The 22,474-nt window shown below is 65.5% G+C and carries 25 protein-coding genes, 1 tRNA gene and 1 pseudogene; 19 read left to right on the plus strand and 8 right to left on the minus strand.

The window, feature by feature from the left end:
* Both CHB77_RS14610 and CHB77_RS14615 read left to right on the plus strand, forming a co-directional pair.
* A pseudogene (locus tag CHB77_RS14610) lies at window positions 1–358 on the plus strand (hypothetical protein); the annotation flags it as partial.
* Window positions 345–524, plus strand: coding sequence for a hypothetical protein (locus CHB77_RS14615; RefSeq protein ID WP_089388961.1), 180 nt, complete (start codon window positions 345–347; stop codon window positions 522–524). The pseudogene CHB77_RS14610 and the gene CHB77_RS14615, both read left to right, overlap by 14 nt.
* A 205-nt stretch (window positions 525–729) precedes the next feature.
* On the opposite strand, the gene CHB77_RS14620 is transcribed toward CHB77_RS14615, so the two are convergent.
* From CHB77_RS14620 to CHB77_RS18805, 3 genes are all read right to left on the minus strand, one after another.
* Window positions 730–927, minus strand: coding sequence for a type II toxin-antitoxin system HicA family toxin (locus CHB77_RS14620; RefSeq protein ID WP_089388962.1), 198 nt, complete (start codon window positions 925–927; stop codon window positions 730–732).
* 3 nt (window positions 928–930) lie between these two features.
* Entirely contained in the window at window positions 931–1,170 is a 240-nt protein-coding gene (locus CHB77_RS14625) for a DUF1902 domain-containing protein (RefSeq protein WP_089388963.1), read from the minus strand.
* 215 nt (window positions 1,171–1,385) lie between these two features.
* Complete coding sequence (locus CHB77_RS18805) at window positions 1,386–1,679, minus strand: Arc family DNA-binding protein (RefSeq protein ID WP_089388964.1); 294 nt, start codon at window positions 1,677–1,679, stop codon at window positions 1,386–1,388.
* A gap of 95 nt (window positions 1,680–1,774) precedes the next feature.
* Here CHB77_RS18805 and CHB77_RS14635 point away from each other — a divergent pair, with 95 nt between their 5' ends.
* The 5 genes from CHB77_RS14635 to CHB77_RS14650 are packed head-to-tail and all read left to right on the plus strand — an operon-like array spanning window position 1,775 to window position 4,435.
* Window positions 1,775–1,927 carry an Arc family DNA-binding protein gene (locus tag CHB77_RS14635; RefSeq protein ID WP_089388965.1) on the plus strand — a complete coding sequence of 51 codons (153 nt, stop codon included), beginning with the start codon at window positions 1,775–1,777 and terminating at the stop codon, window positions 1,925–1,927.
* A gap of 18 nt (window positions 1,928–1,945) precedes the next feature.
* Complete coding sequence (locus CHB77_RS14640; RefSeq protein ID WP_131023378.1) at window positions 1,946–2,389, plus strand: hypothetical protein; 444 nt, start codon at window positions 1,946–1,948, stop codon at window positions 2,387–2,389.
* Entirely contained in the window at window positions 2,389–3,162 is a 774-nt protein-coding gene (locus CHB77_RS14645; RefSeq protein WP_089388967.1) for a hypothetical protein, read from the plus strand. The genes CHB77_RS14640 and CHB77_RS14645 overlap by 1 nt, the downstream gene beginning before the upstream one ends.
* Window positions 3,162–3,329 (plus strand): hypothetical protein, encoded by a 168-nt coding sequence (locus tag CHB77_RS18390; RefSeq protein WP_165456299.1) that lies wholly within the window; start codon window positions 3,162–3,164, stop codon window positions 3,327–3,329. The genes CHB77_RS14645 and CHB77_RS18390 overlap by 1 nt, the downstream gene beginning before the upstream one ends.
* Before the next feature lie 2 nt (window positions 3,330–3,331).
* Window positions 3,332–4,435, plus strand: coding sequence for a tyrosine-type recombinase/integrase (locus CHB77_RS14650; RefSeq protein ID WP_089388968.1), 1,104 nt, complete (start codon window positions 3,332–3,334; stop codon window positions 4,433–4,435).
* Between the two features lie 19 nt (window positions 4,436–4,454).
* Here CHB77_RS14650 and CHB77_RS14655 read toward each other — a convergent pair.
* Window positions 4,455–4,530, minus strand: a tRNA-Ile gene (locus CHB77_RS14655).
* A 110-nt stretch (window positions 4,531–4,640) separates the two neighbouring features.
* Between CHB77_RS14655 and purM the strand changes: the two genes are divergently transcribed.
* On the plus strand, window positions 4,641–5,681 hold the full coding sequence (gene purM / locus CHB77_RS14660) for a phosphoribosylformylglycinamidine cyclo-ligase (protein ID WP_089388969.1): 1,041 nt from the start codon (window positions 4,641–4,643) through the stop codon (window positions 5,679–5,681).
* On the plus strand, window positions 5,678–6,268 hold the full coding sequence (gene purN / locus CHB77_RS14665) for a phosphoribosylglycinamide formyltransferase (RefSeq protein WP_089388970.1): 591 nt from the start codon (window positions 5,678–5,680) through the stop codon (window positions 6,266–6,268). The genes purM and purN overlap by 4 nt, the downstream gene beginning before the upstream one ends.
* On the opposite strand, the gene CHB77_RS14670 is transcribed toward purN, so the two are convergent.
* A complete protein-coding gene (locus tag CHB77_RS14670; protein ID WP_089388971.1) occupies window positions 6,265–6,879 on the minus strand; it encodes a thiamine phosphate synthase in 615 nt (204 codons plus the stop codon). The two genes, purN and CHB77_RS14670, sit on opposite strands and share 4 nt — an antisense overlap.
* A gap of 69 nt (window positions 6,880–6,948) precedes the next feature.
* On the opposite strand from CHB77_RS14670, the gene CHB77_RS14675 reads away from it, so the two are divergent.
* From CHB77_RS14675 to CHB77_RS14685, 3 genes are read left to right on the plus strand one after another with little or no spacing between them, the layout of a single operon-like run.
* Window positions 6,949–7,677 carry an RNA methyltransferase gene (locus tag CHB77_RS14675; RefSeq protein WP_089389007.1) on the plus strand — a complete coding sequence of 243 codons (729 nt, stop codon included), beginning with the start codon at window positions 6,949–6,951 and terminating at the stop codon, window positions 7,675–7,677.
* 38 nt (window positions 7,678–7,715) lie between these two features.
* Entirely contained in the window at window positions 7,716–8,864 is a 1,149-nt protein-coding gene (gene ctaA, locus CHB77_RS14680) for a heme A synthase (protein ID WP_089388972.1), read from the plus strand.
* Window positions 8,861–10,333: a carboxypeptidase M32 gene (locus CHB77_RS14685; RefSeq protein WP_089388973.1), complete on the plus strand. Its 1,473-nt coding sequence runs from the start codon at window positions 8,861–8,863 to the stop codon at window positions 10,331–10,333. The genes ctaA and CHB77_RS14685 overlap by 4 nt, the downstream gene beginning before the upstream one ends.
* Window positions 10,334–10,364: 31 nt before the next feature.
* Here CHB77_RS14685 and CHB77_RS14690 read toward each other — a convergent pair whose 3' ends face one another.
* Complete coding sequence (locus CHB77_RS14690) at window positions 10,365–11,270, minus strand: bifunctional allantoicase/(S)-ureidoglycine aminohydrolase (RefSeq protein WP_089388974.1); 906 nt, start codon at window positions 11,268–11,270, stop codon at window positions 10,365–10,367.
* A complete protein-coding gene (puuE, locus tag CHB77_RS14695) occupies window positions 11,267–12,673 on the minus strand; it encodes an allantoinase PuuE (RefSeq protein WP_089388975.1) in 1,407 nt (468 codons plus the stop codon). The genes CHB77_RS14690 and puuE overlap by 4 nt, the downstream gene beginning before the upstream one ends.
* Window positions 12,674–12,895: 222 nt before the next feature.
* Between puuE and CHB77_RS14700 the strand changes: the two genes are divergently transcribed.
* A complete protein-coding gene (locus CHB77_RS14700) occupies window positions 12,896–14,197 on the plus strand; it encodes an NCS2 family permease (RefSeq protein ID WP_089388976.1) in 1,302 nt (433 codons plus the stop codon).
* Window positions 14,198–14,256: 59 nt separating this feature from the next.
* Here CHB77_RS14700 and bhcR read toward each other — a convergent pair whose 3' ends face one another.
* Window positions 14,257–15,057: an HTH-type transcriptional regulator BhcR gene (gene bhcR, locus CHB77_RS14705; protein ID WP_089388977.1), complete on the minus strand. Its 801-nt coding sequence runs from the start codon at window positions 15,055–15,057 to the stop codon at window positions 14,257–14,259.
* A gap of 184 nt (window positions 15,058–15,241) precedes the next feature.
* On the opposite strand from bhcR, the gene bhcA reads away from it, so the two are divergent.
* Genes bhcA through CHB77_RS14735 form a run of 6 tightly spaced genes read left to right on the plus strand, consistent with a single transcriptional unit; the run spans window position 15,242 to window position 22,388 of the window.
* Window positions 15,242–16,429, plus strand: coding sequence for an L-aspartate--glyoxylate aminotransferase BhcA (gene bhcA, locus CHB77_RS14710; protein ID WP_089388978.1), 1,188 nt, complete (start codon window positions 15,242–15,244; stop codon window positions 16,427–16,429).
* The gene (gene bhcB / locus CHB77_RS14715) at window positions 16,429–17,388 is read left to right on the plus strand and encodes a beta-hydroxyaspartate dehydratase BhcB (RefSeq protein WP_089388979.1); all 960 of its coding nucleotides are present in this window, start codon (window positions 16,429–16,431) and stop codon (window positions 17,386–17,388) included. Before bhcA ends, bhcB begins: the two co-directional genes overlap by 1 nt.
* Before the next feature lie 12 nt (window positions 17,389–17,400).
* Complete coding sequence (bhcC, locus tag CHB77_RS14720; protein ID WP_089388980.1) at window positions 17,401–18,579, plus strand: 3-hydroxy-D-aspartate aldolase BhcC; 1,179 nt, start codon at window positions 17,401–17,403, stop codon at window positions 18,577–18,579.
* Entirely contained in the window at window positions 18,579–19,541 is a 963-nt protein-coding gene (bhcD, locus tag CHB77_RS14725; protein ID WP_089388981.1) for an iminosuccinate reductase BhcD, read from the plus strand. Before bhcC ends, bhcD begins: the two co-directional genes overlap by 1 nt.
* A gap of 35 nt (window positions 19,542–19,576) precedes the next feature.
* Window positions 19,577–21,055 carry a nucleobase:cation symporter-2 family protein gene (locus CHB77_RS14730; protein WP_089388982.1) on the plus strand — a complete coding sequence of 493 codons (1,479 nt, stop codon included), beginning with the start codon at window positions 19,577–19,579 and terminating at the stop codon, window positions 21,053–21,055.
* On the plus strand, window positions 21,039–22,388 hold the full coding sequence (locus CHB77_RS14735; protein WP_089388983.1) for an 8-oxoguanine deaminase: 1,350 nt from the start codon (window positions 21,039–21,041) through the stop codon (window positions 22,386–22,388). The genes CHB77_RS14730 and CHB77_RS14735 overlap by 17 nt, the downstream gene beginning before the upstream one ends.
* Window positions 22,389–22,474 lie beyond the last annotated feature (86 nt).

Genomic DNA, 22,474 nt, shown 5'->3' on the forward strand with positions numbered 1-22,474 from the left:
CGGCGGTGACCGCCAGCGTAACCCACGGCCGCGCGGCTTGCGCTACGCCGAAGGCTCCGCGCGCGGCCTCCTACACCACGTGCTGGGACACTATCGGGAAGCCCAACGGCACCTGGCCTATTGGACCTTGCAGCCGATGGCCGCGCTGCTGGCCGAGGAAGCGACGAACAAGCTGGGACAGCCGGTCGAGATCGACACGCTGCGGCCCTTGCAAGCCTTCGATGTATCGGGCCGGGCGCGGGCGCTGGCGACGATTGTTCAGGCCCTGGCGCAGGCCAAAGAAGGCGGCTTGTCGCCGTCCGAACTGAACGACGCGCTGACATTGGTGAACTGGGGGGCGAACGATGGAGCCGTTTGACAGCGTGGCGAAAGCCGCGTCGGGCATGGCCCGGATGATGTGGCGCGAGACGCACGATCAGCGCGATCCCGGCGTGACGGAAGCCGAGGTTTATCTGGAACTGGTGGCGCAATGCGTCCGCGCGCTGCGGGCCGAAAAGCCGCCCTACGTGATGCGGATCCAGTGACAGGGCAGGATGCGCCCGGCTTCCCTTATGGGCATGGGCCGAAGCATCCCCTTTAGTCGGCGAGTGGGCAAACCCCGACACGGCGCGGCCCCTTTCCTCCTTGGGGGCGTGGCGCAGGCAGTCACGGTTTAAAGCCGGGGACTGTCACGGGCCGGGGGGCAGTGCTTCCCGGCCTTTGCTTCCGCGCGCGTGGATGCGCCCCGGATCAAAACTGCTTGGGTAAGCCTGCCTGCTTCAAGGTCGCGTTGGCGGTGTGGCGTGATTTGCAGCCGTGATCTACGGTGAAGTGGACGCCGGAAAGCGGGCTGAACCAGATTTCATGATCGCCCTTGCCTGCCCGGACATAGGCGCAGCCCGCCGCCTTCAATGCCTCGACCAATTCGCGGTAATAGCCCTTGACCATAGTTCAGGCGTGGGCGGTCTTCAGCAATTCCTGGGTCATCAGATGCACCGGGATCTGATCCCCCTCATGGGCAAACCCGTTCAGTTCCACAAGATCATAGAGTGCAGCCATGACCTTTTCGTGCAGCTTATCAAGGCTGCTTGCCTCGATAGCAAGACCGGCCACATCGTCGGTGGTGGCGACCCAGACGCCAGCGTCCTGATCCCACCCGATACGGACCTTGATCGGAGATTGTTCGGTCATCGGCACCCTCATGCTACCGCGATGATATAGCAATCTGACATCAAACTCTCAAGAACAGGTTGAGGTTGCGGACGTTGCAAGGCGCTGACGCTCTGCGCGGGGGGAACGCTGACGCTTCCCAAGCGGCAAATTTGCCGCTTGGGAAGCCTGGGCGCTCCACGCGCACGCGGGGAGCGCTTTCCAACGTTGCCGTCCCCAACCATTCGCCCGCACGCTTAGAATCCCCCCTCATGAACGACCTTCATCATCATGTTCCAAAGCTGGTCCTTCTGATCTTCGGTTAGATCAGACGAATACAGGGCATCGCGTGTTGAACGGAGTGCCTCCTCGATTTGGGCTTCGCTTGCCGTGATAAGCGGGGGAAAAGCATCCTCAAGCGTGGCAATAATTTCCGCGTTCATGCTTCGGTTATTTGCCTCGGCAACGCTCTTGATCCGGTTCCGCATCCCCTCGGGAAGCCGAAGCATAAACTTGTCGCTTTCTCGTCCAATTGGACCGGCCACAATCATCACCCTTATCTTTGTGGCACCGTGACACTACATCGTGCTTGACTGCAATGGCGTCACGGTGCCATATGATGTCACGGTGACTTAAAGAGGTTGCTATGACCGACCGGAAGTCCGTGCAGCTTCGGCTGCCGACCGACCTGAAGGCGTGGATCGCGGCGCAAGCCGAGCAAAACGCTTCCAGCCAGAATTCTGAAATCTTGCGCGCCGTCCGCGAACGGATGGAACGTCAAGAGGCCGCAACGGCTTGAACCCTGGGAGAAACGCTTATGACGATTGCTCAACGCGCTTGCGCGACCGATACCGCTCGTCCTGTCACAATGTGGGAAAATGAAGCGGTCAAGGGCATGGCCCTGTCCTGCGACAAGATCCATGAGAACAACATGGATGAAATTGCCGCCCTTCGCGCGCGGCAGGCCAAATACGAGGCCAGCTTGCCGGTGGATCCTCGCGACGTGATCAAGGCCGTGCAGGACATGATGCAACCCAAGAGCGAAACCTATCCTGATCGTTTCGAGGAATCACTGCACCTGTCCCATGCTCTGCGGCCCATGATCGAAATGCTGGATCTTTCGCACCCTGGCCCTGATCGGGACGCGCTCTTGTGGATTACCGACAGAATCATGTTCGGTCTAGAGGATGTGCAGCGCAACCTTGACCGGATCGGCGACATTCTGGGCAATCCGGCCCGCGTAAAGCGTCAGGCCGCTTGATGCAGATCGCCCCCGGCTGGAAAAGTGAGCGGGGGCTTTCCGCGCAACGCACATTTAGGCTTGCGGCGAGTCTAACCGTGTGCTACTCATTAAGTATGAAACACAGCGCATTCACTCATATCGTCGCCAAAAGCTGCCGCATCCCTGAGAAAACGGTAGCGATATTCGTGCGCAATTTGAAAGAGGCGGGCTTGGTGACCTCGGGCGCGCGTGGTGTCAATGCACCCGAAATGACGGTGATGGATCTTACGCGCACGCTCATTGCCCTATGTGCGACAGATCGTCCTTCTGATGCGGTGTCTGCTTTGAACAGATACCGTGCCGCAACCTGTGGATTTGCAGCCAAGGCAGAACTGGATGGCAAGCAGATAGAGATTGGGGAGATTGGTGAAACCTTCGAGGATCACCTATGCAACCTGCTATCTGCCCACTTTAATGTTCTTCGCAAATCCGGTGGAAGCATCGAGGTATTCCAGAACATACCTGCGGCAATCATTCGGGTTTTCGGAGGAACGGTATATTTTCAAAGCACTCTGACCGACGACGAGCAGAACAATAGCTGGATAGAAGATCGTAATGGCAGCCCTTATCCGGTTGTTCGAGGCATTGCGGCGGTTCGCAGTATTTCCGCGTCCGATCTCCGCGAGATGGCTATTCTCTTCTTTCTGGAACGCGAAGACGGCACAACCTGGGAAGATATGGTGGCCAGTGGAAACGCGGCAGAGATCGCAGCCCGGCATGTCTTCGGTGTTGGGCAGGAGGACAAAAGCTGATGTCTCACCCTCGTGCCACCTTCAAACAAGTCGATGTGACGCGTGCCGCGAAGGGCGTGGTTGCTGCCGGGCTGCGGGTTGGACGGGTGGAGATCGACCGTGAAGGCAAGATTGTCGTCTTGGTAGGCGACGCTTCCACTCAAGCCGAAAAGAACGATTGGGATTGAGGATGAAGAAGGCTGATCGTTTCCCCTTCGCAAAATCCTACACCGACCGTCACAGCAAGCGCCGCTGGCGATTTCGCCATAAGGGTGTGACTGCCGAACTAGGAACCGAATGGGGCAGCGAAGAATTCTGCCGTCGCTATGCCGAAGCTGTCAACGGTCACGCTAAAAGCGGGGCAGGGGCCGACCGAACCGTTCCGGGCACCCTAAACGCCTTAGCCGTGCAATTTTATAAGCTGCATCTGCCCACAGTCGCAGAAAGCACAGCGGCAGATTACCGCGCCCTCATCGACGCTTTGCGCGTCCAGCATGGGCACAAACGTGTGTCCCAAATGGCACGGCGGCATGTCATTGCGATCAAGGCCGACATGGCTGCCACACCACAGCAAGCCAACAAGACCCTGAAACGCCTTTCGCAGATGATGGAACTGGCGAAAGACCTGGAATGGCGCACTGACAATCCCGTTGACGGCGTGAAGCTATATCCGACGAACGCCGGAGGCTTCCACACCTGGGACGAAGGCGAGATCGCCCGGTTCTATGAAGTGCATGAAATCGGAACCCCGGCGCACCTTGCCATGACGTTGATGCTCTATACCGGCGCGGCAAAGTGTGATGCGGTAAAGATGGGTCGCGGCAATGTCCGTGACGGACGGCTGATCTATAGACGCAACAAGACGCGGCGCAATCCCGAGGGGATCGAGGTCAACATTCCAATCCACCCCTACCTTGCCGAGACATTGGCGCGTGTCCCGTCCGATGCCTTCACCTTTCTGCAAACTGAAAATGGCCTGTCGCGGTCGGTGAAGGGCTTGGGATCATCTATGCGGAAATGGTGTGACAAGGCTGGCCTGTCGCTTTGCAGTTCGCACGGGCTGCGCAAGGCGATCTGCCGTCGCATCGCGGAAGCCGGAGGAACGGCTTTCCAGATCATGTCCGTGAGCGGGCATATCAGCCTGAAAGAGGCGCAGAAATATTGCGAGGAGTTTGGCCGCAAGGCGCTGGCCGACTCTGCCATCGCAAGCCTTCCCAGCGGGGCGAATGGGGAACAGAAATTGACGAACCACCCCGCAAGGTTCGTCAAAAAATCTGCTAAGGATTTGAAATGACTTACCAAAACAAGGCATTTGGTAGGCCCGGAGGGACTCGAACCCCCAACCAAGGCGTTATGAGCGCCCTGCTCTGACCATTGAGCTACAGGCCCGCAGCGGTTTCCCGGTTAATCGCAGGGCGGCTTTCGGTCAAGCGCCGATCGCCGTTGCCTCCGTGTGACGCCTGCGCTATCGGGGGCGCAGCATTCAGCCGGGGGCCGTCATGACCACGAACGGGATCAGCTATCGCGACGCGGGGGTCGATATCGACGCGGGCAATGCGCTTGTCGAACGCATCAAGCCCGCCGCCGCCGCGACCGCGCGGCCCGGCGTGATGGATGCGCTGGGCGGGTTCGGCGCGCTGTTCGACCCGCGTGCGGCGGGCTATGACGATCCGGTCCTGGTCGCGGCGACGGATGGCGTGGGCACCAAGCTGCGCATCGCCATCGACACCGGGCATCTGGACGGCATCGGTCAGGATCTGGTGGCGATGTGCGTCAACGATCTGGTCTGCCAGGGCGCGGAACCGCTGTTCTTTCTGGACTATTTCGCGACCGGCAAGCTGTCGGTGGACGAGGGCGCACGGGTCGTCGAAAGCATCGCGTGGGCGTGCCGCGCCGCTGGCTGCGCCCTGATCGGCGGCGAGACGGCCGAGATGCCGGGCATGTATCACGACGGCGACTTCGATCTGGCCGGTTTCGCGGTCGGCGCGATGCGGCGTGGCGCGGCATTGCCCGCCGGTGTGGTGGCGGGGGACGTGCTGCTGGGCCTGGCGTCGGACGGGGTGCATTCCAACGGCTATTCGCTGGTGCGCAAGATCGCGGATCACGCGGGCCGGGGCTGGGACGCGGCCTCGCCCTTTGGCGACGGGAACCTAGGCGCGGCGCTGCTGACGCCCACGCGGCTTTATGTGAAACCCGCGCTGGCCGCGATCCGCGCGGGCGGGGTCCACGCCCTGGCCCATATCACCGGCGGCGGCATCACCGAAAACCTGCCGCGCGTGCTGCCCAAGGATCTGGGCGCAGACATCGACCTGTCGTCCTGGCCCCTGCCGCCGGTCTTCCGCTGGCTGGCCGAGGCGGGCGGGATCGGTCAGGCCGAGATGCTCAAGACCTTCAACAGCGGCATCGGCATGATCCTGTCGGTCGCCGCCGACCGGGCCGATGCGCTGACCGACCTGCTGGCCGGGCAGGGCGAGACGGTCCACAGGCTGGGCCGCGTGACAGCGGGGCCTGGCGTCCGCTACGGCGGGACGCTTGCGTGAAGCGTGTCGCCATCCTGATTTCGGGCGGCGGATCGAACATGGTGCGGCTGGTCGAGGACATGCAGAGGGGCGGCCATCCCGCAACGCCGGTGCTGGTCGCATCCAGCGACCCCGCAGCGGCGGGCCTTGCCAGGGCCGCGGCGCTGGGCGTTCCCACCGCCGCCGCGGATCATCGCGCCTACCGGGGCGACCGCGCCGCCTTCGAGGCGGCCTTGCTGGAACCCCTGCTGGACGCGCGCCCCGACATCCTGTGCCTTGCGGGCTTCATGCGCATCCTGACGCCCGCCTTCATCGACCGCTTCGCAGGCCGGATGCTCAACATCCATCCATCCCTGTTGCCCAAATACCCCGGCCTGCACACCCACGCCCGCGCCATCGCGGCAGGCGACACCCAGGCAGGCGCCACGGTGCACGAGGTCACGACCGATCTGGATGCAGGCCCGATCCTGGGCCAGGCGCGCGTCGCGGTGCTGCCGGACGACACCCCGGAAACGCTGGCCGCCCGCGTTCTGGACGGCGAACACCGGCTTTACCCGCTGATCCTGCGCCGTTTTGCGTCGGGTTCGCGCGAACGCTGCGACCTTTAGCCCCACAGCGCGGCCAGTGCCGCCACCGGATCGTCGGCCGACCAGATTTCCGGCCCGATGGCGATGAAGTCGCTGACCGGGGACACCTGTTCAAGCAATGCGCGGGTGATCGCGCCTTCGGCCACGACCGGCACCTCGATGGTTTCGGACCACCATTCGAACAGGTCCAGATCCACCGGATCGCCGCGATACAGGGCCGAGGCGCCGATGGGGCCGAAACTGACGTAATCGGCGCCCGCCTCGCCCGCGCTCATCCCGTCGTGGCGCGAAGTGCCGCAAAAGGTGCCGACGATGGCGTCCGCGCCCAATTCCTTGCGGGCATAGCGCACCGTTCGCGCCCCATCCGTCAGATGCACCCCATCCAGGCCATGCCGCTGGGCCAGGACCAGATGGTCGTCGATCACCACCGCCACGTCGCGGGCATGGGCGATTTCCCGCGCCAGATCGGCCAGGCGCCCCAGCTCGTCCTCCTCGGCGCCCGCGCGGATGCGCAGGCAGGCGACCGGAAAGGCGTCCATCACCGCCGAAAGCTGCGGCCCCAGGGTGGATGCCTGCGCGCCTGCGGGCGTCATCAGGTAAAGCTGCGGGGCGTCGGGGGCGGGGTCGGGCATGGCGGATACTCCTTTATGCCGCAGATAGCGCAGCTTGCCGCCCGCCGCCAGACGGACTATCTGGCCCCCATGCACAGCGAACGCCTGCCCGTCATCATCCTGGTCCGCCCGCAGATGGGCGAAAACATCGGCGCCGCCGCCCGCGCCATGCTGAATTTCGGCCTGACCGAGATGCGTCTGGTCGATCCCCGCGACGGTTGGCCCAACCCGCGCGCTGTGGCCATGGCGTCCGGCGCGGCGGGACAGGTGCTGGACCGCGCGCGGATCTATCCGACGCTGGCGCAGGCCATGGAGGGCATCGACCTGGCTTTTGCCACAACCGCGCGGGGCCGCGAACTGTCCAAGCCCGTCCACACCCCCGCCACCGCGATGGCGATGGCCCGCGCCCATGACGGGCGCTGCGCGATCATCTTCGGGCCGGAACGCACGGGCCTGGAAAACGACGACGTGGCCCGCGCCAACGCCATCGTGACGGTGCCGGTGAACCCGGATTTCCCGTCGCTGAACCTGGCCCAGGCGGTGCTGCTGATGGGTTACGAATACGGGCGCGATCTGCTGCCGCCCGAGCCGTCCCCCCACCATGCCCGCCCCGAGGCGATCCAGCCCGCCGACCGTGTGGAGATCGAGAAGCTGGGCGATCATTTCGAGGAAAGGCTGTCCGAGGCAGGCTTTTTCTTTCCCGAAACCAAGGCCGCGTCCATGCGGCTGAACCTGCGCAACATGTGGGCGCGGCTGGCGCTGACGCGCGGCGACGTGCGCATTCTGCACGGGATGCTGCGCCAGTTGACCCGGCGCTGACCCCAACCTACCCTTTGCCCGACCCCAAGGAGCACGCGATGGCCAAGCGCCCCGTTTTCGAGGAAGTCCTTGACCCGGCCGCCCCCAGCCGCCCCGTTGCGAGGACCGGCATGATCGATGCCGCCCCGCGCGGCGCCCGCCGGGCGATCCGCGCCTGGCTGACGATCCTGTTCGTCCTGGTGGTCGCCATGATCGCCTTGGGCGGGGCGACGCGCCTGACCGGATCGGGCCTATCCATCACCGAATGGGCGCCCGTCACGGGCACCATCCCGCCGTTGTCCAACGCGGACTGGCAAGCCGAATTCGACGCGTACAAGCTGATCCCCCAATATGCCGAGGTCAATCCCGACATGGATCTGGCGGGCTTCCAGCAGATCTATCTGTGGGAATGGGGGCACCGACTGCTGGGCCGCCTCATCGGGCTTGTCTGGGCGGCGGGCTTTGTGTTTTTCTTGGCAACCAAGCGCATCCCAACCGGCTGGACCCCGCGCCTGCTGGGCCTTGGCGCGCTGGGCGGTCTGCAAGGGACCATCGGCTGGTGGATGGTCAGTTCCGGCCTGGTCCCTGGGATGACCCGCGTGGCGTCCTATCGCCTGGCTACCCATCTGGGCCTGGCCTTCGTGATCCTGGGCCTGATCGCCTGGTATGTCCTGCTGCTGGGCCGGTCCGAGGCCGATCTGCTGCGCGCCCGCCGGGCCGGGGAAACCAAGCTGTTCTCCATGTCCACCGGCCTGATGCATCTGGCCTTTGTCCAGATCCTGATCGGCGCCCTGGTCGCGGGAATCGACGCGGGCCGCACCTATACCGGCTGGCCGACCATGGGCGGCGAATGGATCCCGTCGCTGATCTGGGATCCCGCGCTTGGCTGGCGCAACCTGTTCGAAAACCCCGCGCTGGTGCAGTTCGTGCATCGCATGACGGGCTATCTGCTGGCGATTTTTGCCGTGGTGGTCTGGCTGCGCGCCCGCCGCTCGCCCCATCCGGTGACCCGCGGGGCCTTTGCCGCGATGATCGTGGCGGTGGCGGTGCAGGTGGCGCTGGGGATCCTGAACGTGATCCATGCCTCGCCCCTGGCGCTGGCGCTGGCGCATCAGATCGGCGCGGTGGCGCTGTTTTCGCTGATTATCCGCGCGCGGCATCACGCGCGGTATCCGCATGAAACGTCTGTCAGGGGGACTATCCGATGACGGCCATCAACGACCTGCTTGCCTTTCAGCGCCAGACCGAGGCGCTGTCGTCCGTTGCCGAACGCCTGGGCTGGGATCAGGAAACCGTCATGCCGCGCGGCGCGGTGGAACAGCGGTCCGAGGAAATGGCCGCCATCGAATCCGTGCTGCACGAACGCCGCACAGATCCCCGCATCGGCGAATGGCTGGACGTGGCCGACCCCCAGTCCGAGGCCGAGGCCCGGTCCGTCGACCTGATCGCCCGCGATTTCAACCGGGCCAGCCGTGTCCCCGCGCGTCTGGCGCAGGAACTGGCACGCCTGACCTCGCTGTCCCAGGGCATCTGGGCCGACGCGCGCGCCAACGACGCCCCGGACGATTTCCTGCCGACGCTGGATCAGGTTCTGATGCTGAAGCGCGAGGAAGCGGCGGCCATCGCGGACGGCGGCGATCTGTACGACGCGCTGCTGGACGACTATGAACAGGGGATGACGGGCGCCGAGATCGCGGCGCTGTTCGACGCGATGCGCCCGCGCCTTGTCGCCCTGCGCGAAAAGATTCTGGACGCGGATACCCGGCCCCAGCCCCTGACCGGCCATTTCCCCCAGGAAACCCAGATCCGCCTGGCCCGGATCTGCGCCACGGCCTTTGACTACGACTGGACGCGGGGGCGCATGGACATCGCCGTTCACCCGTTCAGCAGCGGCCGATGGCAGGACAGCCGGATCACCACGCGGGTGGTGGAAACCGATCCGTTCAACTGCATCTATTCCACCATCCACGAGGTCGGCCATTCCAGCTACGAACTGGGCATCGATCCGGATTACGCCTTCACCCCGCTGGGCCGGGGCGTGTCGATGGGCGTTCACGAAAGCCAGAGCCGCATCTATGAAAACCAGATGGGCCGGGGCCGGGCCTTTGCCGGCTGGCTGTTCCACCGCATGTCGGACGCCTTCGACGGACTGAACATCGCCGATCCCGATGCCTTCTATGCCACCGTCAACCGAGTCACCCCCGGTTTCATCCGCACCGAGGCCGACGAGGTGCAATACAACCTGCACATCATGATGCGGTTCGACCTGGAACGCGACCTGATCTCGGGCAGGCTGTCCACGGATGATCTGGTCGACGCGTGGAACGCCCGGTTCCTGCGCGATTTCGGCGTGGCCGTGGACCGTCCGGCGAACGGCGTCTTGCAGGACGTGCATTGGTCCGTCGGCTTGTTCGGCTATTTTCCGACCTATGCCCTTGGCAACGTCTTCGCGGGTTGCCTGAACCGTGCGATGCAGGATGCCGTGCCCGGTCTGGACGATGCGCTGGCCGCAGGCGATGCGTCCCCGGCCGTCGAATGGCTGCGCGAGAACGTGCAGCGCCATGGTGGCCTGAAACGCCCCCGCGCGCTGATCGAGGACGCGACCGGCGGCGATGTGTCGCCCGAGCCATTGCTGGCCTATCTGGAACAGAAGTTCGGGCAGATTTACGGATTGTGACAAAGGCCGGGCACATGGCCCGGCCCTTTGTTCACCGGTTCGGCCACAAGGGCGCGTGGCGGTTCACGTCCTTATACAGCAGGTATCGGAACGGCCCCGGCCCGCCCGCATAGCAGGCCTGCGGGCAAAAGGCGCGCAGCCACATATAGTCGCCGGGGCCGACCTCGACCCAGTCGCGGTTCAGGCGATAGACGGCCTTGCCCTCCAGCACGAACAGGCCGTGTTCCATCACATGCGTTTCGGCAAACGGGATCGAGCCGCCAGGCTTGAACGTCACCACGGTGATGTGCATGTCGTGGCGCAGGTCGGCCGGGTCCATGAATCGCGTCGTGCCCCAGGCCCCGTCCGTGTCGGGCATCATCGACGGCGGCACGTCCTGTTCCTGCGCGACGATTGGATCGGGCCGGTCCACGCCGTGGCTGGGCTGCCACCGCTTGCGCCACCAGTGGAACCCGGTGTTGCCCGGCGTGGTGTTCCTGACCGACCAGGCGGTGCCGGGGGGGACATAGGCGAACCCGCCGGGGCGCAGCAGATGTTCGGTTCCGGCGATGACGACCGACATCGACCCGCCCGTGACGAACAGGGCGTGCTGCACCTCGGGATCGTCGTCGGGGGTGTCGGACCCGCCGCCCTCGGCCAGCTCGACGATGTACTGGCTGAAGGTTTCCGCGAACCCCGACAGGGGCCGGGCAATCATCCACATCCGCATCCCGGTCCAGCCGGGCAGATAGCTGGTCACGATGTCGCGCATCACGGTGCGGGGGATCACCGCATAGGCCTCGGTGAAGACGGCCGTGTCGGTGGTCATGCCGGTCTGCGGCGGCAGGCCCGCCACGGGACCGGCATAGGGGATGCGCCGGGTTTCCGTCGGCGGGACGGGGGCGATGTCGCCGGTGGGGGCGCCGGCGGGCGGCAGGTCGGGGGACAGGTCGGTCATGTCAGGGCCTCGTTCAGGCGAAGTTCCGCGATGCGCATGACCTGGCGCTCGGCCTCGGCGCGCTCGGTCGGGGTGTCGTTTTGGGTGCGGGCCTGCATGGCGGCCATGATGCCAGGCTTGTCGTGGTCGCGCACGGCGATGATGAACGGGAATCCATGCCTGGCGACATAGGCGTCGTTCAGCCGGGTGAAGGTCGCGCGTTCGTCGTCGGTCAGGCTGTCCAGCCCCGCGCTGGCCTGTTCGGCGGTGCTGTCCGCCGTCAGCCGTTTCGCCTGCGCCAGCTTGCCCGCCAGGTCGGGATGGGCGTTCAGGACGCCCAGCCGTTCGTCGTCGCTGCTGGCGCGGAACACCTGCGCCATCCGCGCGGCAAGGCCCGCCGGGCTGTCGTGGACCGCGCCCATTTCCCCGTCCCAGACCCGTTCGGCGATGAAGGGCGAATGTTCATAGATGCCGCCGAATGCCTGCACGAATTCGTTTCGGTCCATCTGCGATGGCCGGGCCTTCGGTCGATACGGATGCGCCTCGGCCCAGTGCCGGGCAATGTCCAGGCGGGACGCGAACCAGACCCCCTCGTGCGCCCGGCAATGGTCAAGGAACCGCTGAATCGCCATGGCGCGGCCCGGCCGACCGGCCAGGCGGCAATGCAGGCCGATGCTCATCATCTTGGGCGCGCCCGCCACGCCCTCGGCATACAGCATGTCGAAACTGTCGCGCAGATAGTCGAAGAAATCCGTGCCTGTCCCAAAGCCCTGACCCGACGAAAACCGCATGTCGTTGGCGTCCATCGTATAGGGCACCATCAGCTGCGGTCGGCCGTTGTGGACGTGCCAATAGGGCAGGTCGTCCGCGATGGTGTCGGCCAGGTATTCGAAGCCGCCTTCCTCGCAGCCAAGCGCCACCGTGTTCATGGAACAGCGGCCCTGATAGAACCCGCGCGGGCGCTGCCCGGTGACGCGGGTGTGCAGGGCGACCGCCTGGGCGATGTGGTCGGCCTCGACCTCTCGGGGCAGGTCGCGATAATCGATCCATTTCAGGCCATGGGTGGCGATTTCCCACCCCGCCGCCTGCATCGCCGCCACCTGTTCGGGGCTGCGTTCCAGGGCGGTCGCCACGCCATAGACCGTCACGGGAATGTCGCGCAGCAGCCGGTGCAGCCGCCAGAAGCCCGCCCGCGCGCCGTAATCGTAGATGGATTCCATGTTCCAGTGGCGCTTGCCCGGCCAAGGCTGGGCGCCGATGATCTCGGACAGGAACGCCTCGGACGCGGCGTCGCCATGTTCGATGCTGTTTTCGCCGCCTTCCTCGTAGTTCACCACGATCTGCACGGCGATCCGGGCGCCGCCGGGCCATTGCGGGTCGGGGGTGGTTTCGCCATATCCTCGCAAGTCGCGGCTGTAGCGCATCGAAACATCCTTTTCGTGGCATGGTGGTCGCAGCAAACCGCGTGCGGGCCTGCGCGGCAAGCGGTCAGAGACGGAATTCTGTATCAACGAATCGGAAAAGATCACCGGCGGTTTCAAATAGCCGTTGAAAGACTTGCGGGTTGGCGCCGATTGTTGCCCCGAACCCGGCCCCCCTAAGCTGCGCGCATGGCGGCCGGAGGAGCCGCGCGGGAGGGAAAACCCATGGAACGCTACTTCAAGCTGTCAGAGCACGGCAGCACGGTCAGGACCGAGGTGATCGCAGGCATCACCACCTTCCTGACGATGGCCTATATCATCTTCGTCAACCCCGACATCCTGTCAACCACGGGGATGGACCGCAACGCCGTGTTCATCGCCACCTGCCTGGCCGCCGCCATCGGATCGGCGGTGATGGGGCTGTGGGCGAACTGGCCCATCGGCATGGCGCCGGGCATGGGGCTGAACGCCTTCTTCGCATTCACCGTCGTCGGCGCCATGGGCTTCACCTGGCAACAGGCGCTGGGCGCGGTCTTCATCAGCGGGCTGATCTTCCTGTCCCTGTCGGCCACGGGCATCCGCCGCTGGCTGGTGGCGGGCATTCCGGTGTCCATGCGCAGCGGCGTCGCGGCCGGGATCGGGATGTTTTTGGGCATCATCGCGCTGAAATCCTCGGGCATCGTGGTGGACAGCCCCGCCACGCTGGTCACGCTGGGCGACCTGACGGCGCCGGGCGCGCTGCTGGCCATCGCGGGGTTCTTCATCATCGTGGCGCTGGATGCGCTGCGGGTGACGGGCGCGATCCTGATCGGCATCCTGGTCATCACCGTCGCCGCGATCCTGCTGGGCGTCAGTCAGTTCGGCGGCGTGATGTCGATGCCGCCATCGATCGCGCCCACGCTGCTGCAACTGGACGTGTGGGGCGCGCTGGGGTTCGGCATCATCCAGGTCATCCTGGTGATGGTGCTGGTCGAGGTGTTCGACGCCACCGGCACGCTGATCGGCGTGGCCAAGCGCGCGGGCCTGCTGAACGAAGGCCCGGCCCATACCAACCCCGGCCTGTCGCGCGCGCTGATGGCGGATTCGACGGCGATCACCATCGGATCGATGCTGGGCACGTCGTCCACCACCGCCTATGTCGAAAGCGCGTCCGGCGTGCAGGCGGGCGGGCGCACCGGGCTGACCGCGCTGGTCGTGGCCGTCCTGTTCCTGCTGGCGATGTTCTTTGCCCCGCTGGCCGGGTCCGTTCCCGCCTATGCCACCGCGCCCGCGCTGCTGTATGTCGCCACCCTGATGGTGCGCGAACTGTCCGAGATCGCGTGGGAGGACGTGACCGAGGCCGCCCCCGCCGTGCTGACCGCCCTGGTGATGCCCTTCACCTATTCCATCGCCAACGGGCTGGCCTTCGGCTTCATCAGCTATGCGGTCATCAAGCTGCTGACCGGCAAGGCGTCCCAGGTCCATGCCGCGACCTGGATCGTGGCCGCGCTGTTCGTCATCAAGTTCGCCTTCTTCGGCGGGCATTGACACCGCAGGCGGTGGCACAGGCGGCTGCCCCGACGACGGATGACCGCCTGTGCTCGTCCTCATCCCCCCATCGCCGCCGACAGTTCCGCCGCCGCTGCCGCCACGACCGCGCCCAGCGTCTTGACATGCTCGTGGCCGATCCGGTGCGACGGGCCGCTGACGCTGACCCCGGCGATCGCCTCGCCGCTCATGTCGAAGACCGGGGCGGCGATGCAGCGCATCCCCCGCGTCCGCTCCTCGTCGTCAAAGGAAAAGCCTCGGGCGCGGATGCGAGCCATGTCCTGGGCTAAGGCATCGACCGTCACCTGGGTCTTGTCGGTAAAGCGTTTCAGGCCCGGACCGTCCAGATAACCGCGCAGGACTTCGGGGCGCCCGAACGCCAGCAATGCCTTGCCGATGCCAGATGCGTGCAGGGGCGACCGGGTGCCTGGCGGAAAAAAGGCGCGGATCGTCTCGTGTGTCTCGGCCTGGCTGACGAACAGCACGGCATCGCCGTTCAGAATCCCGAGATTCGCCGTTTCTCCGGTATGTTCCATCAGCGCGCGCAGGATCGGGCGGGCGCGTTCGACGATGCCCGACCGGCGCATGAAGGCCGAACCCAGACGGAACGTGGCAGGCCCGATGTTCCAGGCCTGGGTTGCCGGATCGCTTTCCACCATGCCGCGCGCGGCCAGCGAATGCAGCAGGCGGTGGACGGTCGAGGGCGACTGGTCCATCCGGTCGGCAACCTCGCTCAGCGTCAGGCCGGGATGGGCGGCCAGCAGGTCCAGCATGTCCAGGGCGCGGTCCAGCACCTGCACGGTGCCGCCTTGGTCCTTGGCGCTGCGGGGGCGGCCGCGGCGGCGGGTCGGTTCAGACATTTTTGTCCTTTTCTAAAGAATACATTGCGGAAACCGCGATAATCGGAAACGCGGGCTGAAAAATGCCAAGCCAATGGCAATGTTCGCTGATTCCGCTTTTAGCGTCAAAATGGAAATGTTTTCCAGAAAAATTGTGGCATCTGGCCGCAAGGGGTATGCTGGGCGTATCAGAGGAGGAACCGCCATGACCAGCCAGAATCCCGTGTTCATTCCCGGCCCGACGAACATCCCCGAGGTGCTGCGCAAGGCCGTGGACATGCCCACGATCGACCACCGCAGCCCGGTTTTCGGCCGCATCCTGCATCCGGCCCTGGAGGGCGTGAAGAAGGTGCTGAAGACCACGGACGGGCAGGTCTTCGTTTTCCCCTCGACCGGGACGGGCGGTTGGGAAACCGCGATCACCAACACGCTGTCGCCCGGCGACAAGGTTCTGGCGACCCGCAACGGCATGTTCAGCCACCGCTGGATCGACATGTGCCAGCGTCACGGGCTGGACGTGCAGGTCGTCGCCCAGGAATGGGGCGAGGGCGTTCCGGCCGACCGGTTCGAGGAGATCCTGACCGCCGACAAGGGCCACGAGATCAAGGTCGTCCTGGCGACGCATAACGAGACCGCCACCGGCGTGCGCAGCGACATCGCCGCCGTCCGCCGCGCCCTGGACGCGGCCGGCCACCCGGCGCTGCTGTTCGTGGACGGGGTGTCGTCGATCGCCTGCTATGATTTCCGCATGGACGAATGGGGCGTCGATGTTGCCGTGACCGGCAGCCAGAAGGGCTTCATGCTGCCCCCCGGCCTGGCCATCGTCGGCTTTTCACCCAAGGCGATGGCAGCGGTCGAAACCGCGAAACTGCCGCGCACCTTCTTCGACATCCGCGACCAGGCGCGCGGCTATGCGGCAAACGGTTTTCCGTACACCCCTCCGGTCGGGTTGCTGAACGGGTTGAACGTCGCCTGCCAGATGCTGCTGGACGAGGGGCTGGAGAACGTCTTTGCCCGCCACCATCGCATCGCCGAAGGCGTGCGCCGCGCGGTCGCCGCCTGGGGGATGCCGTTGTGCGCCAAGCGGCCCGACCTGTATTCCGACAGCGTCAGCGCGATCCGCGTGCCGGAAGGCTTCGATGCCAACAAGATCGTCAGCCATGCGCTGAACGCCTATGGCGTGGCCTTCGGGACGGGCCTTGGCGATGTCGCGGGCAAGGTGTTCCGCATCGGCCACCTGGGCAGCCTGACCGACGTGATGGCCCTGTCGGGCATCGCCACGGCGGAAATGGTCATGGCCGATCTGGGCCTGCCGGTGACGCTGGGCAGCGGCGTCGCCGCCGCGCAGGATCATTACCGCCACAGCGTCCCCGCGATGCAGAAGGCCGCATGATGAAGGATGCCATGTATATTCCGACCTATCAGGACATGCTGGATGCCCATGACCGCATCCTGCCCCATATCCGGCGCACGCCGGTCCGCACCTCGGATTACCTGAACGAGCTGACCGGGGCGCAGTTGTTCTTCAAATGCGAGAATTTCCAGGAGCCGGGGGCCTTCAAGGTCCGCGGCGCCGCCAATGCGGTCTTTGGTCTGGACGAGGCGCAGGCCGCGCGGGGCGTGGCCACCCATTCGTCGGGCAACCATGCGTCCTGCCTGTCCTATGCCGCGATGCGCCGGGGCATTCCCTGCAACGTGGTCATGCCGCGCACCGCGCCGCAGGCGAAAAAGGACACCGTGCGCCGGTATGGCGGGGTCATCACCGAATGCGAGCCGTCCACATCCTCGCGCGAGGAAACCTTTGCCAAGGTGCAGGCGGCGACCGGGGGCGATTTCGTCCACCCCTACAACGATCCGCGCGTGATCGCGGGGCAGGGCACCTGTTCGCGCGAATTCATGGAACAGACCGACGGGCTGGACATGGTGGTGGCCCCCATCGGCGGCGGCGGCATGATTTCGGGCACCTGCCTGACCCTGGCGACGCTGGCCCCGGAAACGCGGGTCATCGCGGCGGAACCGGAACAGGCCGACGACGCCTATCGCAGCTTCAAGGCGGGCCACATCATCGCCGACGACGCGCCCAAGACCATTGCCGACGGGCTGCTGGTGCCGCTGAAGGATCTTACCTGGCATTTCGTTTCCAACCACGTGTCGGAAATCTACACCGCGTCCGACGCCGAAATCGTGGATGCCATGAAACTGATCTGGAAGCACCTGCGCGTCGTGATGGAACCCAGCAGCGCCGTGCCGCTGGCCACCATTCTGAAGAACAAGGACGCCTTTGCCGGCAAGCGCGTCGGCATCATCATCACCGGCGGCAATGTCGATCTCGACACGCTGCCCTGGATTTAAGGGAGAGGGATCATGAACGCACCGATCAAGTCGAACGGCGTGAACTTCGACAATCTGGAGGTCGGCTTTGACGTGCCCGCGCTGCCGGGCATGGACGAGGCGGATATCCAGACGCCGTGCCTGATCCTGGATCTGGACGCGCTGGAACGCAACATCCGCAAGATGGGCGATTACGCCAAGGCGCATGGGATGCGCCACCGCAGCCACGGCAAGATGCACAAGTCCGTGGACGTGCAGAAATTGCAGGAATCCCTGGGCGGCGCGGTCGGCGTCTGCTGCCAGAAGGTCAGCGAGGCCGAGGTTTTCGTGCGCGGCGGAATCAAGGATGTGCTGGTCAGCAACCAGGTCCGCGACCCCGCCAAGATCGACCGCCTGGCCCGCCTGCCCAAGCTGGGCAGCCGGATCATCGTCTGCGTGGACGACGTGGCGAACGTGGCCGACCTGTCAGAGGCGGCGCAAAAGCACGGCACGACCATCGAATGCTTCGTCGAGATCGACTGCGGCGCCGGGCGCTGCGGCGTCAAGACCGCCGATGCGGTGGTCGAGATCGCGCGGGCCATCGACGCCGCGCCTGGGCTGAAGTTCACCGGCATCCAGGCCTATCAGGGCGCCATGCAGCACATGGACAGCTATGACGACCGCAAGGCAAAACTGGACGCGGCCATCGCCCAGGTGAAGGAAGCCGTGTACGCGCTGAAGGCCGAGGGGCTGGAGCCAGAGCTGGTCAGCGGCGGCGGCACCGGCAGCTATTATTTCGAAAGCAATTCGGGCGTCTACAACGAATTGCAGTGCGGTTCCTATGCCTTCATGGACGCGGATTACGGCCGCATCCTGGACAAGGACGGCAAGCGGATCGACCAGGGCGAATGGGAAAACGCGCTGTTCATCCTGACCTCGGTGATGAGCCATGCCAAGCCCGACAAGGCCATCGTGGACGCGGGCCTCAAGGCGCAGTCTGTGGACAGCGGGCTGCCCTTCGTCTATGGCCGCGACGACGTGAAATACGTCAAGTGCAGCGACGAACACGGCGTGGTGGACGACCCGCAGGGCGTGCTGAAGGTCAACGACAAGCTGCGCCTGGTGCCCGGTCATTGCGACCCGACCTGCAACGTCCACGACTGGTATGTGGGCGTACGGAACGGCAAGGTCGAAACCCTGTGGCCCGTCTCGGCGCGCGGAAAGGCCTATTGATGTGGGTCGTTCCTGAACACGAGATCGCCGGGCTGATGACCCCCGAGGCCGCGTTCGACGCGGTCGAGGCGGTCTTTGCCGCGATGGCGCGCGGCGATGCCCGGAACTTTCCCGTCGTGCGAGAGGCCCTGGGCCACGAGGATGCGCTCTACGGCTTCAAGGGCGGCTTCGACGGGGCGGGGATGACCCTTGGCCTGAAGGCCGGGGGGTATTGGCCGAACAACCAGAAACACGGGCTGATAAACCACCAGTCCACCGTGTTCCTGTTCGACCCGGATACGGGGCGCGTATCGGCAGCGGTTGGGGGGAACCTGCTGACCGCCCTGCGCACCGCAGCCGCCAGCGCGGTGTCCAGCAAATACCTGGCGCCCGAGGGCGCGCGGGTTCTGGGCATGATCGGGGCGGGCCACCAGTCCGCCTTCCAGATGCGCGCCGCCGTGCGGTTCGGGCAGTTCGAAAAGGTCGTGGGCTGGAACCCGCACCCGGCCATGCTGTCGCGCCTGGCCGATACCGCGGCCGAACTGGGTCTGCCGTTCGAGGCGGTCGATCTGCCGCAACTGGGCGCGGACGCGGATGTCATCATCACCATCACTTCGGCCTTCGAACCCCTGCTGCTGGACGGCCATGTCACCGGTCCGACCCATATCGCGGCCATGGGCACCGACACCAAGGGCAAGCAGGAACTGGATCCCGCGCTGGTCGCCCGCGCGCGCCTGTTCACGGACGAGGTTGCCCAATCGGTCAGCATCGGCGAATTCCAGCACGCGAGCGCGCAGAAAACCGTATCCGCCGACGACATCACCGCGCTAGGCCAAGTCATCATCGGCAACCATCCGGGGCGCGGCGATGCGCAGGTCACGATTTTCGACGGAACGGGCGTGGGCTTGCAGGATCTGGCTGTGGCATCCGCCGTCGTCGAACTGGCGAAACAGCACGGAAAGGCGATCCAGGTCGCGATCTGAACGAAACAAGGCATCCGTGGAAAGGGAGGTCCGCCATGTCCGACGCAACCTATCAGGGAGGGATCCATCCGGTCGATGAAATCCTGCCCGCCCCCAAGCTGTTCACGCTTGGGTTCCAGCACGTGCTGGTCATGTATGCGGGCGCCATCGCGGTCCCGCTGATCGTCGGCCGCGCCCTGCAACTGCCGCCCGAGGAGGTGGCGTTCCTGATTTCCGCCGACCTGTTCGTCTGCGGCATCGTGTCCATCATCCAAAGCCTTGGCGCGACGCAGTATTTCGGCATCAAGCTGCCGGTGATGATGGGCGTCACCTTCGCGTCGGTCGGGCCGATGGTGGCGGTGGCCACGTCGCTGCCCGGCCACGACGGCGCGCGCGCGCTGTTCGGGGCGATCATTGCGGCGGGGATCATCGGCATCGCCATCGCGCCGTTCATTTCCCGGATGCTGCGGTTCTTTCCGCCGGTCGTGACGGGCACGCTGATCCTGACCATCGGCATCAGCCTCATGCCCATCGGCGTCAACTGGATCTTCGGCCTGCAAGTCGGCCCGACCGCGCCCAGGATCGTCGATCCCGAAGCCATGGCCTGGCTGGAGGCCGCGCGCGCCGCGGGCGACGTGCCGGCCAGCGTGGCGCTGGCGCCGACGGTGCAGAACCCGCTTTATGCGTCGGGGCGCAACATCATGATCGCGCTGCTGGTGCTGGGCACGATCCTGCTGGTATCCAAGTTCGCGCGCGGTTTCCTGTCGAACATCGCGGTGCTGCTGGGCATCGTCGTGGGCGGCGTGGCCGCCGCCGCGCTGGGCATGATGAGCTTTGACAAGGTCGGCGCGGCGGAATGGTTCGCGGTCATCAAGCCTTTTCATTTCGGGATGCCCACGTTCGATCCGATCATGATCGCCACGATGGTGCTGGTCATGCTGGTGACGATGATCGAATCCACCGGCATGTTCCTGGCGCTGTCCGACATCTGCAAGAAGCCGCTCGACCAGAAATCGCTGGCCGCCGGCCTGCGCGCGGACGGTCTTGGCACGGCCATCGGCGGCATCTTCAACACCTTTCCCTATACTTCGTTCAGTCAGAACGTCGGTCTGGTGGGGGTGACGGGGATCCGGTCGCGGTTCGTCTGCGTGGCGGGCGGGGCCATCATGATCGTGCTGGGCCTGATCCCCAAGATGGGCGCGCTGGTCGAAAGCCTGCCGACCACGGTTCTGGGGGGCGCCGGTCTGGTGATGTTCGGCATGGTCGCGGCAACGGGAATACGCATCCTGGCGCGGGTCGATTTCGCCACCAACCGGCACAACCTGTTCATCGTCGCGATTTCGGTCGGCATCGGGATGATCCCGCTGGTCGCGCCGAACTTCAACCAGTGGATGCCCCCTGCGATCTATCCGCTGATCCATTCCGGAATCCTGCTGGCGGCGATCAGCGCGGTTCTGCTCAACTGGTTCTACAACGGCGCGCCCCCCATCGACGAGGCCGAGATCCGCGAAGCAGGCCATGTCGCGGACCACTAGGACGCTGTTCCGGCGGGCGGAGGTCGTCGTCACCATGGACGACGCCCGCCGGGAAATCGCTGGCGGCGATGTGCTGATCGAACATGGAAAGATCGTCGCGGCGGGTGAAAGCCTGCCGCGCGAGGGTGCCGAGGTGGTCGAGGCCGCCGGTTGCGTCATCACGCCGGGGCTGGTGAACACCCACCACCACCTGTTCCAGACTCTGACCCGCGCCGTGCCCGCCGCCCAGGACGCCGCGCTGTTCGGGTGGCTGCGCACGCTGTATCCCATCTGGGCGCGGATGACGCCCGACGACATCCGCCTGTCGGCCGAGGTCGGGCTGGCGGAACTGGCCCTGTCGGGTTGCACCTGTTCGTCGGACCACCTGTATCTGTATCCCAACGGCGCGCGCCTGGACGACAGCATCGAGGCCGCGCAGCGCGTGGGCATCCGCTTCACCGCCACGCGCGGGGCCATGTCGATCGGCGAAAGCAGGGGCGGGCTGCCGCCGGATGCCCTGGTTGAAAACGAGGCCGCGATCCTGAAGGACAGCGAACGCGTGGTCGATGCGTTCCACAACGCGGGCGAGGGGGCGATGGTGCAGGTGGGCCTTGCCCCCTGTTCGCCGTTTTCCGTCAGCCGCGAACTGATGCGGGACGCGGCGATCCTGGCGCGGGACAAGGGCGTGCGCCTGCACACCCATCTGGCCGAGAATGACGAGGATGTCCGCTATTCGCTGGACAATTTCGGAATGCTGCCGGGCGATTACGCCGAAAGCCTGGGCTGGACCGGCGACGACGTGTGGCACGCCCATTGCGTCAAGCTGTCGCCGCCCGAGATCGCCCTGTTCGCCCGCACCGGCACCGGGGTCGCGCATTGCCCCTGTTCCAACGCGCGGCTGGCCAGCGGCATCGCGCCCGTCCGCGCGATGCGCGACGCGGGCGTGCCGGTGGGTCTGGGCGTGGACGGATCGGCCAGCAACGATTGCAGCCATCTGGGGCTGGAGGCGCGGCAGGCGATGCTGGTCGCGCGGCTGCGCGACGGTCCCGCCGCGATGGGCGCGCGCGAGGCGCTGGAGATCGCGACCCTGGGCGGCGCGCGGGTGCTGGGCCGCGGCGACATCGGCGCGTTGACGCCGGGGATGCAGGCCGATCTGGTCTTGTGGGACGTGTCGGACCTGGCGCTGGCGGGGCAATGGGATCCGGTCGCGGCGCTGATCTTTTGCGCGCCGGTCCGGCCCAGGGCCGTGTATGTCGGGGGCAGGGCGGTTGTCGGCGACCACCGGCTGCTGACCGCCGATCCGCGTGATCTGCGGGCGCGCGCCGAACGGGCCGTCGCGCGGTTGGCCGGGTAAAGCCGGGGGCGCTTCGCCCCCCGGACCCCCCGAGGATATTTGTCGCCAAGGCAAAGGCAGATTTTCTACGGAATCTTAAGACTGCG

Origin of the sequence: Paracoccus sediminis (assembly GCF_900188295.1) — a bacterium.
Classification (GTDB): Bacteria; Pseudomonadota; Alphaproteobacteria; order Rhodobacterales; family Rhodobacteraceae; genus Paracoccus; species Paracoccus sediminis.

Bases quoted from the DNA above. Each gene is read 5' to 3' on its own strand.
- CHB77_RS14615 (WP_089388961.1), top strand. From the start codon at position 345: ATGGAGCCGTTTGACAGCGTGGCGAAAGCCGCGTCGGGCATGGCCCGG.
- CHB77_RS14620 (WP_089388962.1), bottom strand. From the start codon at position 927: ATGGTCAAGGGCTATTACCGCGAATTGGTCGAGGCATTGAAGGCGGCG.
- CHB77_RS14625 (WP_089388963.1), bottom strand. From the start codon at position 1,170: ATGACCGAACAATCTCCGATCAAGGTCCGTATCGGGTGGGATCAGGAC.
- CHB77_RS18805 (WP_089388964.1), bottom strand. From the start codon at position 1,679: ATGATTGTGGCCGGTCCAATTGGACGAGAAAGCGACAAGTTTATGCTT.
- CHB77_RS14635 (WP_089388965.1), top strand. From the start codon at position 1,775: ATGACCGACCGGAAGTCCGTGCAGCTTCGGCTGCCGACCGACCTGAAG.
- CHB77_RS14640 (WP_131023378.1), top strand. From the start codon at position 1,946: ATGACGATTGCTCAACGCGCTTGCGCGACCGATACCGCTCGTCCTGTC.
- CHB77_RS14645 (WP_089388967.1), top strand. From the start codon at position 2,389: ATGCAGATCGCCCCCGGCTGGAAAAGTGAGCGGGGGCTTTCCGCGCAA.
- CHB77_RS18390 (WP_165456299.1), top strand. From the start codon at position 3,162: ATGTCTCACCCTCGTGCCACCTTCAAACAAGTCGATGTGACGCGTGCC.
- CHB77_RS14650 (WP_089388968.1), top strand. From the start codon at position 3,332: ATGAAGAAGGCTGATCGTTTCCCCTTCGCAAAATCCTACACCGACCGT.
- purM (WP_089388969.1), top strand. From the start codon at position 4,641: ATGACCACGAACGGGATCAGCTATCGCGACGCGGGGGTCGATATCGAC.
- CHB77_RS14670 (WP_089388971.1), bottom strand. From the start codon at position 6,879: ATGCCCGACCCCGCCCCCGACGCCCCGCAGCTTTACCTGATGACGCCC.
- CHB77_RS14675 (WP_089389007.1), top strand. From the start codon at position 6,949: ATGCACAGCGAACGCCTGCCCGTCATCATCCTGGTCCGCCCGCAGATG.
- ctaA (WP_089388972.1), top strand. From the start codon at position 7,716: ATGGCCAAGCGCCCCGTTTTCGAGGAAGTCCTTGACCCGGCCGCCCCC.
- CHB77_RS14685 (WP_089388973.1), top strand. From the start codon at position 8,861: ATGACGGCCATCAACGACCTGCTTGCCTTTCAGCGCCAGACCGAGGCG.
- CHB77_RS14690 (WP_089388974.1), bottom strand. From the start codon at position 11,270: ATGACCGACCTGTCCCCCGACCTGCCGCCCGCCGGCGCCCCCACCGGC.
- puuE (WP_089388975.1), bottom strand. From the start codon at position 12,673: ATGCGCTACAGCCGCGACTTGCGAGGATATGGCGAAACCACCCCCGAC.
- CHB77_RS14700 (WP_089388976.1), top strand. From the start codon at position 12,896: ATGGAACGCTACTTCAAGCTGTCAGAGCACGGCAGCACGGTCAGGACC.
- bhcR (WP_089388977.1), bottom strand. From the start codon at position 15,057: ATGTCTGAACCGACCCGCCGCCGCGGCCGCCCCCGCAGCGCCAAGGAC.
- bhcA (WP_089388978.1), top strand. From the start codon at position 15,242: ATGACCAGCCAGAATCCCGTGTTCATTCCCGGCCCGACGAACATCCCC.
- bhcB (WP_089388979.1), top strand. From the start codon at position 16,429: ATGAAGGATGCCATGTATATTCCGACCTATCAGGACATGCTGGATGCC.
- bhcC (WP_089388980.1), top strand. From the start codon at position 17,401: ATGAACGCACCGATCAAGTCGAACGGCGTGAACTTCGACAATCTGGAG.
- bhcD (WP_089388981.1), top strand. From the start codon at position 18,579: ATGTGGGTCGTTCCTGAACACGAGATCGCCGGGCTGATGACCCCCGAG.
- CHB77_RS14730 (WP_089388982.1), top strand. From the start codon at position 19,577: ATGTCCGACGCAACCTATCAGGGAGGGATCCATCCGGTCGATGAAATC.
- CHB77_RS14735 (WP_089388983.1), top strand. From the start codon at position 21,039: ATGTCGCGGACCACTAGGACGCTGTTCCGGCGGGCGGAGGTCGTCGTC.